Below are 12,553 nucleotides of genomic sequence, written 5' to 3'. Positions count from 1 at the left end.
TAACGGCGTTTTGACAGAAATCACTGAATACTCTACCCTGCTGCCAAAAATATCTGGATAGCCACGCTATATATAGAGGAATAGGTGAAAAATCGTACTCTTGGCAGTATTTTTATCGTTGCAGGTACCACCATTGGAGCAGGAATGTTGGCGATGCCGTTGGCAACGGCTGGCGTCGGGTTTGGTACGACATTGATGATCTTGATCGGTCTGTGGGCACTGATGTGCTACAGCGCCTTGTTGCTGGTTGAAGTGTATCAACATCAGCCATCGCATACTGGGTTAGGCACGTTGGCAAAAATCTACCTCGGCCGTTGGGGGCAGTGGATTACCGGTTTCAGCATGCTATTTCTGATGTATGCACTAACGGCGGCCTATATCAGCGGCGCGGGCGAACTGCTCGCCAGCAGCATCAGCCAGTGGAGTGGCTACTCACTTCCTCTGTCGGCAGGCATTCTGATCTTCACGCTGGTTGCAGGCGGGGTCGTCTGCATCGGCACGTCGTCAGTCGACTTGTTTAACCGTATCCTGTTTAGCGGCAAAGTGCTGATGCTCGTCATCATGTTAGCCGTGATGGTTCCACACATTCAGCGCGTCAATCTCTTAACGCTGCCGCTGCAACAGGGTCTGACGCTCTCGGCATTACCTGTCATTCTGACCTCATTCGGCTTTCACGGCAGCATCCCCAGCATTGTCCACTACATGGGGGGAGACAGCCGTAAGCTACGTCGGATATTTCTTATCGGTAGCGTGATACCGCTGATTGCCTATATTTTTTGGCAGCTCGTCATGTTGGGTAGCCTCAGCTCTTCAACATTTAATGCTATTTTGGCCAATCAGGCGGGATTGAATGGGTTGATGCAGGCGATTCGCACGTTGGTTGCTTCACCGCATGTTGAGCTTGCCGTCCACCTGTTTGCCGATCTGGCGCTGGCGACCTCTTTCCTCGGCGTGGCGCTAGGATTATTCGATTATTTAGCCGATCTATTTAAGCGTAAAAATAGCGTCACAGGGCGTGCGCAGACGGGGTTGCTGACTTTTATCCCGCCGCTGGTGTTCGCACTCTTTTATCCGCAAGGGTTTGTGATGGCGCTAGGCTATGCGGCAATTGCACTGGCCGTATTGGCATTACTCATTCCCGCGTTGCTGAGCTGGCAGGTTCGTAAACAGCATCCTGAAATACGTGCGACTCGTGGTGGTGCGCCCGTCTTGGTGCTGATCTTCGCCAGCGGCGTGGGAATTATTCTGATCCAGGTGGCGATGGTTACGGGCTGGTTGCCGTCAATCAATTAGCTTCTCGATCGGTTAACGCAAGTATAAAAAAGAGCGTGAATTCAACATTCACGCTCTTTTTTCTTTCCGGTCACGATATCAAGCCAACACACCTGCGGCTTGAAGTATGACGGTATATTAGAAGTTCAGACCAACGCCGATATAGGCAGAATCAGCCAACTTGTTATCTGGGCCGTTTTCACGCGCCATATTGATGTAACGGTAACCGACATCGACGCTCAGCGGTGCAAACACCTGCCAACGAACGCCCGCCTTCCCTTCAACATAGTGGTCAACGTGGCTGGAGAACGAATCCGGCGCATAGTAACCTTCACCATACAGTGAGAACTGACGGCTCAGCGGCCACTGCACGCCACCGCCCAGTGCAACACCATAACCATCATCGCCGTGATCCTGATTCAGGTACAACGCTTTACCACCCAGAGTCAGCTTAAGTTGACCAACAGGGATGGTGTAGCCCAAACCAAAGCTGTATACATCGTTGCTGTTGTCACCGTGGGAATAGCCCACATTACCCGCAAGCCCTGGCATGCCCAGACCGAAGCCTGCGCTAGCACCTGCGTAATCACGGCCAGCTTCCCCGGAAAGGCTAATGGCATGTACAGAAGCACTTGCAAGTAACAGGCTTCCCGCACAGGCAATCACAAACTTTTTCATTTTCAATATCCTTAAAACCGTCATTAAACGCGCGTGTAAAGATGTTATCGTTGCCGATTCTACCCGAAACGCTCCCTCACCTCAGCATGAAATAGTGTAAAACCCAGTCACACTACCGTTTATGCTGATGGTGTACAGCATTGACCCAGCTTTTCACCTGCTGGCGAGAAAGCTTAATTCCACCATTTTTCAGCTCGGCAGGCAGCGCATAATACGCAACCGGTCGCTGAAAGCCGGCAAGCTGCGGCTGTAGCCAGTCGCGCACTGCATCCAGCGTCGAGGTCTGAGCCACCCCTAATACCGCAACGGGACGATGGCCAAACTCCACATCCTCAACGGGCACAACACATGCCTGTTGAACATCGGGGTGCATCAACAGCACGGCTTCGATATTCTCCGGCTGAACCCCTTCCCCACCGCTGAAAAATTGATTATCCAGACGCCCCAAAATGTGCCATTCTCCCTCGGCAAATAGCCCGCGATCGCGCGTGTGGAACCAGCCATCATCATCGACTAGCGGAATCAGTTTTCCGTCACGCCAATAGCCAGCGCCCAGCGTGCTGCCACGCAGTTGGATTTCTTCATTGACCAACCGAACCTCTCGTTTTTGCAGCGGCATTCCGACGCCCGAACGCCCATCGGCACGTTTAGCACAGACCGTGGACGCCAATTCCGTCAGACCATAGCCACACCAGCAGCTCACACCTCGTGCTTCTGCCTGCTGCGTCAACGTCTGCGGGATCGTCGCCCCACCGAGCAACACAGCTTTCAGTGCCGTAGGCAATGTCTCCTCCGACAGCAGTCGCCACAGTTGGGTCGGCACCAGAGAAGCGTGGGTACAATCACGCAGTGCGACCTCCAGAGGCTGATGTGCGCGAACGACCATCGTGGCACCCGTGGCAAGCCAGCGCCAAACGATACCTTGCCCGGACACGTGGAAAAGGGGAAGTGACAGCAGCCAACTGTCGCAGGCGGAAAATGCCATCATTTGAACCACGCCTTCCGCACTGGAGAGATGGGCAGCAAACGTATGCGCCACTGCTTTCGGCATACCGCTGGAACCGGATGTCAGCGTCAACGTCGCTAGTCGATCGGCCTGCCAGCGTAATCGATTGGTGTAGTGGGTTGCTTCGGTATTACCCGATGACGAGGAATCTGATGGTAAAGAAAGCGCACGCACAGCATTCGGCCACGGTTTATCAGTCAGACACAGACCATACGCCACATCCAGCGCGGGTAACAACACTTCAGCTAACGTATCGGGTAACTGTGGATTCAGCGGGAGTACGCGCACGCCGCACTGTAACAGCGCAAGATAGCAGCACAGCATCGGTACACTATTTTTCCCGCGTAGCACTACCGTGCTTTCGGCAGTCACGCCCTGCTGTGTGAAATGCTCTGCCAAATAATCCACCCGCCGGGCGAGCGTCTGCCAACTCCAGCGGGTTTCATCCTCAATCAGCGCGGCGGACTGGGGCGTCTGGCTAGCCCAATGCCGCCAAGGCCAGTCAGTCAGGATTGCCATACCACGTCCAGTTGCTCGACAGCCAGAAGCGGCAACGTACTATCCGGCCAACGTTGAATCACCTGCGCCTGCATCAGATCTAACGTATCCAGCCCAGGAACCGTGTCCGGCGTCAACCAATGTGCCAAGCGCGCTAGCTGAGTTAGGCCCAGACTGGATTCAATGCTGGAGCTGATCACCGCAGTTAATCCAGCTTGGTGCGTTTCCTGCACCAGTTGCTGACAGCGGGCTAAGCTACCGACCAGCGTCGGCTTGATCACAATCGCACTCACACCCGGTTCGGCTTCCACCCGAAAATCTGCCTCGCGCACGCTTTCGTCCCAGGCAATGTTGATGCCCGTTTCCCGCGCAAATTCACGGGATTCGTCACGGGTTTTGCAGGGTTCTTCGAGAAAAGCAATGCGTGAACGCAGTGACGGAGCGACATAGCGGGCGAAGCCGTCCGCTTTGGCTCGTGTCCAACTGCGGTTGGCATCCAGACGGAGTTTCAAATCCGGCAACGCTTCCAGCAGGACATTAACAATCATACCGTCACGCACGGCTTCGTACAGGCCGACTTTTATCTTTGCCACTTTCTCGCCCGGCATCGACTGAAGCATCTCGAACAGCTCATCAGGATCGCCATTACACAGCGGCGCTTTGCGATAGTCCGCCGCCTGTGGCAGGCGCTGATCCAGCTCAGCCAGCGCACAACTCAAACCAAACGCAACGGACGGCGGAAGATCGTTAGAAAATGCTCGCCCTGTCACCCACGATTGCAGTTGTTCAAGCGCGGCTGATTCCGCGTCTGCCAGCGTTTCCACACTGAACTCCGGCAGCGGCGCAATCTCGCCCCAGCCCAACCGTTCACCTTCTTGCAGGCGAACGATAAGACCATCGCGGGTTTTCAGGCGCTGATTGCGCAGCACCACCCCGGCTTCCATCGGCACACTGTAACGATAGAGAGTGACCCGGCGCATTACGGATTCCGTTTGAATTTGCTGAAGTCAGGCTGGCGTTTTTCATTGAACGCGTTGCGGCCTTCCTGCCCTTCATCGGTCATATAGAACAACATGGTGGCGTTACCTGCCAGTTCCTGCAAGCCAGCCTGACCGTCACAGTCCGCGTTCAGTGCCGCTTTCAGGCAACGCAGCGCCATCGGGCTGTTTTGCAGCATTTCACGGCACCAGCGCACAGTTTCTTTTTCCAGATCGGCCAACGGAACCACGGTATTCACCAGCCCCATATCCAACGCTTGCGCAGCGTCGTACTGGCGACACAGGAACCAGATTTCACGCGCTTTCTTCTGACCCACGATGCGAGCCATGTAAGAAGCCCCCCAACCGCCGTCAAAGGAACCAACACGCGGACCCGTTTGACCGAAGATGGCATTTTCTGCCGCAATCGTCAGATCGCACATCATGTGCAGAACGTGTCCGCCACCGATGGAATAACCTGCGACCATCGCAATGACTGGCTTTGGACAGGTGCGGATCTGGCGCTGGAAATCCAGCACGTTCAGGTGGTGCACACCGCTGTCATCCTGATAACCGCCGTAGTCGCCGCGCACTTTCTGATCGCCGCCGGAGCAGAATGCCTTATCGCCAGCACCGGTCAGGATAATCGTCCCGATACCGTCGTCATGACGCGCATTATCGAGTGCCTGAATCATCTCTTTTACCGTTTGCGGACGAAACGCATTGCGTACCTGAGGACGGTTAATGGTGATTTTGGCAATCCCATCGATAGATTTATGGTAGAGAATATCGGCGAAGTCGCCGCTGCAATCGTGCCATTCAATCGGTGCGTAAAGCAGTTCTTCACTCGGATAAAGCATAGTTATCAATCCTTAACGGGATGCGAAAGAAAAGAGCGAACCCGCTCGGCATAGGCCGTTGGGTTCGCCTGATGAGCATTATGACCCGCCTGAGCCACGCTCAGTAACGGCAGGCCGTATTGCGCCGCCAGCGTCTGAAATTTCACGTCGCTGGCACCGCATAAGTAAATAAAAGGTATCGACAGGTGCCGGAGGCGCTCTGCCAAAAAAGGCTGCCGCCCCAGAGAGGTCGCTTCCAGCATCGCTGCAACGGATGCACCGTGATTGCCGCTGCGACGAACTATCAGTTGTTCACGCTGCGCCGAATCAACATCGGCAAAAACCGCCTGCTGATACCAATCCTGCAAAACCTCTGGCAGTGGCTCCTGACGAAAACGCTGCGCCCAGCGTGCATCATGATGAATACGTTCCTTACGTAGATCTGGCGTTGCCAAACCGAGGTGTCCCCCTTCGACCAGCAACCCCTGCATGCCGTCATGGTGCCCGTCGCAGGCGTGATACATCGCAATGCGTCCACCGAGCGAATAACCCAGCAGCCAATAGCGCTCGATACCCTGCTCCAGCAGCGTTGCGGTTAATTGGCGGCTGATATCGGCAAAATCGGCTGTAGCAATGGCTTGCGACGCGCCGTGTCCGGGTAAATCCACCAGCAGCACCGGCCAGTCACGAAAAAACGGCAGGACAGGCTGCCAGTCCTCACCACTTCCTAATAAACCATGCAGGCACACCAGCCACGGCTGCATCGGAGCAACCGCGCCATGCGTCACTTTCCGGCAGCCTAACCCTTGAGGATCTAGTGGGTCCACGCCGCCACCTGCGCGACCAGTTCATTGAGCGTTTCCGCGCCGTCTTTCGGTTCAACCACCACTTCAAGCAGCGTAACGCCGCCCTGTGTCCAGCAATGGGACACCGTATCCGCGAGTTGTTCCCAGTTCTCGGCGCGCACGTAATTCAGGCCAAACATCGCCGCAGCATGTCCGAACTCCACATTTTGCGGCATGCAATAAAACGCTTCGCGCTGGTCAACCGGTGTCGGCAGCAGGGAAAAGATCTGGCCACCGTTATTGTTCACCACGATCAACACCAGCGGTGCGGGAGACTGGCGCAACAGCGACAGCGCATTCAAATCGTATAATGCAGAGAGATCGCCGACGATGCCCAGCGTCGCTTTCGCCGTGGCACGCTGTACGCCAGCCAGCGTGGAAATCAGGCCATCAATGCCGCTGGCTCCTCGATTCCCATACACGGGATAACCTTGTGGGAGCTGCGCCAGCGCGTCGATCAGACGTACCACGAGGCTATTACCGACAAACAGTTGCCCATCCGGTGGCAACAGCGCCGGTATTCGCTGCGCCAACTGCGCTTCACCAAAACGGGAAGCCAGATACGTATCGATCTGCCGCTGCGTTCTGTCGGCAATATCCACCAGTAAATCCGCCCACGATGCCTGTTTTTCTGCTGGATGCGCCGACAGCCATTCGCCAACATCCGCAACCAAACGACGCCCGCGATGGTGAGCCGGGTCCAGTCGTCCCGGCAGATCGTCAATTAACCAAAATTCTTGCGGCTGACACTGTTCTTGCCATTGCAGCAGGCGTTTACCGGTCAGGCTACCGCCGAACTGTAGGACGATCTCTGCCTGCCGTAAAAGATTCGCCGCTTCTGGGTGCGCCAGCCAAATATCCGCACAGGGCAAAGGCTGCCCACTTTGCGACAGGACATCACCAATCAGCGGCCAGCCTAACTCGTTCGCCCATGCCGCGAGACGCGCCCCGTGTTCCGGACTCACGCGCCCAGCGAGGACGACACCACGTTTCTGTCGCCACTGCGGCCAGTCCGGCTGCACCGCCAGCGCACTCTGGCGCATTTCACGCAGCCAGGGTTCGCGGCTATTCCACCAGTCACCCAGCGTCATCAGCCAGTCTTGATAAGCAGTGCCATCATCGGCACCATAAAGCGGTTCAGCAAAGGGACAGTTAATGTGCAACGCGCCGTGAGTAAGCCGTGCCATAGCACTATCCACTGAGGAAACCAGCCAGTTAGCCGGAATATCGGGCGTAGGGCGCGGTAAATCCAGCGACAGCGTGGGGTGTGACGCATACAGTGCGTGCTGGCGAATCGCCTGATTCGCACCGCAGTCAATCAGCTCCGGCGGACGATCGGCCGTCAAAACCACCAGCCGTTCACCGGTCAGTCCCGCTTCAATAATTGCCGGGTAAAGGTTGGCAGCGGCAGTCCCTGACGTCACGATAATCGCAACCGGTTCACGCGAAGCCTTTGCCAGCCCGAGCGCAAGATGCCCCAGCCCCCGTTCATCGAAATGGGTATGGCAAATCAGTGCACGATTATCTGCCGCAGACAGCGTCAGCGGAGTAGAGCGAGAACCAGGCGCGATGCAGATGTGCCGGACGCCATGGCGGGTCAGCGATTCCAGCAGCAATGTAGCCCAACGGCGATTAAATACACTTGTTGACATGATGTACTCAACAACTCAGGTTGCAGGTTATTCCCGTCATACTTCAAGCTGCATGTGCGTTAGCTTCTCTTACTCACCCCAGTCACTTACTGATGTAAGCTCCTGGGGAATCGTGCGCTCGCCGCCTTCCTGCAACTCGAATTATTTAGGGTATAGCAAATACTATTGATCCAACTGTTGGCGGCCCGGTTGCCCTTCAACGACTATCGCGATCAGCCTTATTATATTTTTTTTTACTACGCTGACTTTGATATAAACCAGTACCTAGCACAACAACCATAAAACAAAACTATGACATATCACCGTCTAACAGGGATCTCAGCCCTGCTGCTTTGTTTTCCAACTCCTGCCATTCTTGTTCTGGATCAGAACCTGCCACAATCCCGGCACCAGCATAGAGCGTCAAAACATGATCCCGCACTTCAGCCGAGCGCAGTGCCACACTGAATTCAGACTGCTGACGCGACAAGTAACCCGCAGAACCCGCATACCAACCGCGCTCGAACGGCTCATACGCCGCAATAAAGCGGCGCGCTTCCTGCCTCGGCAAACCCGCGACTGCCGCAGTAGGCTGTAATATATTCAGGCACGCGCTATCGGACGCCGTTCTCAACGTGGCATGAATGGTACGACGCAGATGCTGCACCTTACGCAAACGCACAATTTCTGGTGGCATGACATCCAGCGACAGCGCAGATTGCTGTAGTCGCTGGCAAATATCATCCACCACCAGCATGTTCTCGCACTGATTCTTGGTGTCTTTCATCAGCCAATCGGCCAGTTCAGCGGCTTTAAGTGCATCGCGATCGCCTGCCACCGTTCCCGCTAAGGCTTCCGTTTCCAATTCACTCCCCCGCCGGCGATAAAGCCGCTCCGGGCTGGAACCGAGAAACGCATGGCGCGCATCGTGCGCCAGCATGAAATGGAAACAGTGATGATTCGCCGCACGGCTGGCGGCCATAAAGGTGGTTGCCTGTAGCGGTTGTGTCAGCGTTAGCGTGGTTGCTCGCGCCAAAACGACCTTTTCCATTAGCCCTGTTTTGATGTCATGCAGCGCCCGCTGAAGCAAATCAATCCACCCCTGACGCTCCGGCTGATGCGCGACAGACTGCACCTCCGCGTGCAAAAGAGGCTGTGATGCTGGCGGAAGAAGCAAGTTAATAAACGCCGAAGCCTCGACAGCATCCTGTTGTAATGACGTTTCACTGAACAGGTTAATGCTCAAGCTGAGCGTATCATCCTGACGTCGTAGTTCCACGCGGGGCAAGAACAAGTAGCCAGGTGATGAAGCGCCCTCTTCTTTCACTTGGTTAAAGGCATTCAGCCCCCAGATGCGCACGTCGGGATCGCACTGCTGCTGAATGAGGAACGCCTCAGCATCCTGAATATGACGAAACCCGCACAGCTTGCCACAAACGGCAACCTCTTCACGATCCTGACGGTGCTGCCAATAGAACTGGGGATACACAGGCTGAGTCGCCAACCACGGCAATAGTTCAGACGCCTCACTGAGGCTTAAGGAACGCGTTATTTGTCTGAAACCTGCGCGTTCAGGCTGTGGCTCGCGCAAATCTTGCTGCATATGGCGCAGCAAGTCGGAAAGTAGTTTCACCGTCACCCCGGAGACCTAACACAAAGTAGGGGATTATACGGGAAAAAAACACGTCGTGGGTGAGAGGTTATGCAAGACGCACAGACCACCTCCAGCAGAGTACGCCTCAGTATATTTTTATGACGAGCCATCCCTGCCGTCACCCTTACGGCATGACCACAACGGCGGGCACAGGCTGAAATCGCACCAAACGGCAAAACGGGGCATATGTATCGGACTAAAATCGCAGCTCATCATCATTATTACTTCAATTTATCTATTCTTTTATTTATCCTTTTGCCGATTATTTAATCGGCATTTTTGTTTTACCGTATCTCTGGCCAAGCACTTCGCTGAGCCGCCCCTATCTATATTACGGCGGTCCACTGCGCCAGTCTGAATTTACCAAGCCAGCGCAGCGGCTTCCGCCATCATAGAAATGCGTACACTAGCCCACCGTCAGATGATGCCACCATTGGCAAATACGGTTTGACCGTTCACCCACCCGCCATCGTTACTGCAAAGCGTAGAGATGACATTGGCAATATCTTCTGGTTCAGCTAACCGCTTGTGTGGCGTACGCTGGGCAAAACCAGCAATTTGCTGCGGCGTCTTACCATCGGTAAAGAGAGTCGTGTTGACCAATCCTGGGGCAATAGCATTGACCGAAATCATGCGGCCTTCCAATTCCTTGGCAAGGATATTGGCAAAAAGCTCTTGCGCAGCTTTGGAAGCTGCATACGACCCATAGGTCGGGCTGCGCAATTTCGTGATGCTTGAAGACAGCGTAAGAATTCTTCCGCCATCGCGTACACGACGGGCAGCTTCGCGCAAAACGTTGAAACTCCCCTTCACGTTAACCGCCATCATACGATCGAATTGCTCATCAGAGAGTTCAGTAAAAGGTGCCAACTGCATGATGCCTGCGTTGCTCACCACAACATCGACACCGCCAAAAGCCTCGTTATTGGCTTCAAACAAGCGGCGCACGGCTGACGGGTCACTGACGTCAGCCTGTACGCTGATGGCCTTGCCGCCTTCTTGCTCGATCTGCCGCACAACGCCAGTAGCCAGTTCGCGGTTGGTTAGGTAGTTGACCGTGACACTAAAACCATCGGCAGCCAGTCGCTTAGCAGTGGCTGCGCCGATCCCACGTGACGACCCCGTAACCAATGCTACTTTTCCAGTAGCCGGTTTGGGTTGTGCGGCTTGAACTCCACTACTCGCCGCCCCCATTAACAGCACGGCTGGCGCGGCCATGGCGGCGGCGGTCAACATTTTACGTCGGTGGAGATTGGGTTCAGTTCCGGTCTTACCGGCACATTCGTTGTCATTTTTCATGCTCATGATGTGTTCCTGAAATATTGAAAATCAGTTAACTTGACGTTGTAGCACATAGCTTGCAATCGTCGACAAGCCCCACGTTGTGAAGCACATCGCTGTATTGACAAGGATGACCCTAGACCAGACCGCCATTGGCATTCACCACCTGACCATTGATCCAGCCTCCGCGTCCTCCAGCAAGGATTGAGACGACGTTGGCAATGTCTTCCGGTTCACCAAGTCGTTTGTACGGCGTCTGCTGTGCAAACCCTGCGATCTGTTCTGGCGTCTTGCCGTCGGTAAAAAGAGACGTATTCGTGGTACCTGGTGCCACCGCATTGACGGAAATCATCCGTCCTGCCAGTTCCTTCGCAAGAATGTTAACGAACACCTCCACGGCCGCTTTGCTGGCCGCATAGGGGCCGTAAGTGGGCGGGCGCATACTGGTGGTCCCTGATGAAAGAGCGATGATGCGCCCGCCATCAGAGACCTGCCTGGCGCTCTCACGCAGCGTGTGGAAAACACCTTTCATATTGACGTCTATCAACCTGACATAGTCATCGTCACTCATATCGGCGAACGCCCCTAGTCTTTGGATTCCCGCATTCGCGACAACGATATCCACCTGGCCGAACGCTTCACGATGTTTGTCAAAAAGACGGCGCACAGCCTTGGCGTCACTGACATCGGCTTGCTCGAAAATAGCCTTCCCCCCCGCAGACTCAATATCACGCACCACCCCAGCCGCGAGTTCACGATTGTTCAGGTAATTAACGGTCACCGCATATCCATCCAGAGCCAGCCGCTTCGCAATCGCCGCACCAATGCCTCGCGACGACCCCGTAACCAGCGCCGCTTTGCTAGTGGCAGTATTGGATTGCACAACGCCAGCAACACCACTCGCCGGGCCAAGAATCAATGCGGCAGGCATCGCTATAGCAGCGGCCGTCAGGATCTTGCGTCTGGAAAGGCTAGCCTCACCAGAACGAACGGGATTGTTGAAATCTTGTGTGGACATAACGAAATCCTTCACTGTTGATTTGAGATTGCGGCAGAGAGCGATACCGCCGGTATGAGGACGGCTTATTTACTTTTAGTGTGCTGCTCAGTTGCCCGCGCATTGATCAAATCAAACACCTGTTCGAAGCGCCCTTCACGCTCAGCCAAGCGTTGCAGTTGAGCACGCTCTACAACGATCTCGTTTGGCGTCGGTTGCTTGCAAAACAGTGTCATAACTTCATCAATATATGCGTTCAGAGGCATGTAGCCTTCGCGATCCGACTGCCCCGGCGTGAGCTCAGTCTGGATACCCGGTGGTACGAGCTCGATGACTTCCACCTGATCCACGAGCTGATGCCGCAATGACACGGTGTAGGAATGAACGGCAGCCTTAGTCGCGCTATAAACCGCCGCGTCAGCGCGCGGAACAAAAGCCAGACCGGAAGACACATTGACGATCGCAGAATGCTGTTGGCTCTTCAGGTGATCGATAAGGGCATTAGTGAGGCGGATAGGCCCAAGCACATTTGTCGTAATCTGCGCCTGCGCATCGCACAGATCGCTTCTAGTACTCAGATCTTCGTAACGCATGATGCCAGCATTGTTAATCAGGACGTTGAGGGATGGATATTCAGTCACGATCCGCTGAGCAAACACATTAATCGCCTTGGGATCGTCGATATCTAACTCAAATGCGTGCATATTTTTCCGTCCATTGATCGTCTCCTGCAGGAGAGATGCTCGCCGCCCCGTCACAATGACTGTGTTGCCGAGATCGTTGAAACGCAGTGCAAGCTCGCGACCAATGCCGGAACCGCCTCCCGTAATGAGTATTGTGTTATTTGTCGTTTGCATGATTAGCTTCCACTTTTC

At 54.8% G+C, this 12,553-nt stretch carries 11 protein-coding genes; 1 reads left to right on the top strand and 10 read right to left on the bottom strand.

The features are described 5' to 3' along the window. The first annotated feature begins 84 nt into the window (after window positions 1-84). Window positions 85-1,293 carry a tyrosine transporter TyrP gene (gene tyrP / locus A7983_RS14730; protein ID WP_039477647.1) on the top strand — a complete coding sequence of 403 codons (1,209 nt, stop codon included), beginning with the start codon at window positions 85-87 and terminating at the stop codon, window positions 1,291-1,293. A 117-nt stretch (window positions 1,294-1,410) separates the two neighbouring features. Here tyrP and A7983_RS14725 read toward each other — a convergent pair whose 3' ends face one another. The 10 genes from A7983_RS14725 to A7983_RS14680 all read right to left on the bottom strand — a co-directional run bounded on the left by A7983_RS14725 (window position 1,411) and on the right by A7983_RS14680 (window position 12,535). Continuing rightward, the gene (locus tag A7983_RS14725) at window positions 1,411-1,950 is read right to left on the bottom strand and encodes a YfaZ family outer membrane protein (protein WP_005976186.1); all 540 of its coding nucleotides are present in this window, start codon (window positions 1,948-1,950) and stop codon (window positions 1,411-1,413) included. A gap of 112 nt (window positions 1,951-2,062) precedes the next feature. Next, complete coding sequence (gene menE / locus A7983_RS14720; protein ID WP_005976184.1) at window positions 2,063-3,475, bottom strand: o-succinylbenzoate--CoA ligase; 1,413 nt, start codon at window positions 3,473-3,475, stop codon at window positions 2,063-2,065. After that, window positions 3,463-4,434 (bottom strand): o-succinylbenzoate synthase, encoded by a 972-nt coding sequence (gene menC, locus A7983_RS14715; RefSeq protein WP_005976182.1) that lies wholly within the window; start codon window positions 4,432-4,434, stop codon window positions 3,463-3,465. Before menC ends, menE begins: the two co-directional genes overlap by 13 nt. Beyond that, window positions 4,434-5,291, bottom strand: coding sequence for a 1,4-dihydroxy-2-naphthoyl-CoA synthase (gene menB, locus A7983_RS14710; RefSeq protein WP_005976180.1), 858 nt, complete (start codon window positions 5,289-5,291; stop codon window positions 4,434-4,436). The genes menC and menB overlap by 1 nt, the downstream gene beginning before the upstream one ends. A 5-nt stretch (window positions 5,292-5,296) precedes the next feature. Beyond that, window positions 5,297-6,097 carry a 2-succinyl-6-hydroxy-2,4-cyclohexadiene-1-carboxylate synthase gene (gene menH / locus A7983_RS14705; protein ID WP_005976178.1) on the bottom strand — a complete coding sequence of 267 codons (801 nt, stop codon included), beginning with the start codon at window positions 6,095-6,097 and terminating at the stop codon, window positions 5,297-5,299. Then, window positions 6,085-7,767, bottom strand: a complete 1,683-nt coding sequence (gene menD / locus A7983_RS14700; RefSeq protein WP_005976176.1) for a 2-succinyl-5-enolpyruvyl-6-hydroxy-3-cyclohexene-1-carboxylic-acid synthase — start codon at window positions 7,765-7,767, stop codon at window positions 6,085-6,087. The genes menH and menD overlap by 13 nt, the downstream gene beginning before the upstream one ends. Window positions 7,768-8,056: 289 nt before the next feature. Then, window positions 8,057-9,379, bottom strand: coding sequence for an isochorismate synthase MenF (menF, locus tag A7983_RS14695; RefSeq protein ID WP_039477649.1), 1,323 nt, complete (start codon window positions 9,377-9,379; stop codon window positions 8,057-8,059). Window positions 9,380-9,817: 438 nt separating this feature from the next. Continuing rightward, window positions 9,818-10,705 (bottom strand): SDR family oxidoreductase, encoded by an 888-nt coding sequence (locus tag A7983_RS14690; protein WP_005976174.1) that lies wholly within the window; start codon window positions 10,703-10,705, stop codon window positions 9,818-9,820. Between the two features lie 112 nt (window positions 10,706-10,817). Further along, entirely contained in the window at window positions 10,818-11,699 is an 882-nt protein-coding gene (locus A7983_RS14685) for an SDR family oxidoreductase (protein WP_005976173.1), read from the bottom strand. A 65-nt stretch (window positions 11,700-11,764) separates the two neighbouring features. Then, complete coding sequence (locus tag A7983_RS14680) at window positions 11,765-12,535, bottom strand: SDR family oxidoreductase (RefSeq protein WP_005976172.1); 771 nt, start codon at window positions 12,533-12,535, stop codon at window positions 11,765-11,767. Window positions 12,536-12,553: the final 18 nt, after the last annotated feature.

Source organism: Pectobacterium wasabiae CFBP 3304, assembly GCF_001742185.1.
Lineage (GTDB): Bacteria > Pseudomonadota > Gammaproteobacteria > Enterobacterales > Enterobacteriaceae > Pectobacterium > Pectobacterium wasabiae.
The sequence above is the reverse complement of the archived record's forward strand: the minus strand, read 5'-3'. Positions and strand labels throughout refer to the sequence as shown.

What these genes read in the sequence shown, in the direction of transcription:
- A7983_RS14725 (WP_005976186.1), bottom strand. Translation starts at nt 1,950, where the DNA reads ATGAAAAAGTTTGTGATTGCCTGTGCGGGAAGCCTGTTACTTGCAAGT.
- menC (WP_005976182.1), bottom strand. Translation starts at nt 4,434, where the DNA reads ATGCGCCGGGTCACTCTCTATCGTTACAGTGTGCCGATGGAAGCCGGG.
- A7983_RS14680 (WP_005976172.1), bottom strand. Translation starts at nt 12,535, where the DNA reads ATGCAAACGACAAATAACACAATACTCATTACGGGAGGCGGTTCCGGC.
- A7983_RS14690 (WP_005976174.1), bottom strand. Translation starts at nt 10,705, where the DNA reads ATGAGCATGAAAAATGACAACGAATGTGCCGGTAAGACCGGAACTGAA.
- menE (WP_005976184.1), bottom strand. Translation starts at nt 3,475, where the DNA reads ATGGCAATCCTGACTGACTGGCCTTGGCGGCATTGGGCTAGCCAGACG.
- menD (WP_005976176.1), bottom strand. Translation starts at nt 7,767, where the DNA reads ATGTCAACAAGTGTATTTAATCGCCGTTGGGCTACATTGCTGCTGGAA.
- menB (WP_005976180.1), bottom strand. Translation starts at nt 5,291, where the DNA reads ATGCTTTATCCGAGTGAAGAACTGCTTTACGCACCGATTGAATGGCAC.
- A7983_RS14685 (WP_005976173.1), bottom strand. Translation starts at nt 11,699, where the DNA reads ATGTCCACACAAGATTTCAACAATCCCGTTCGTTCTGGTGAGGCTAGC.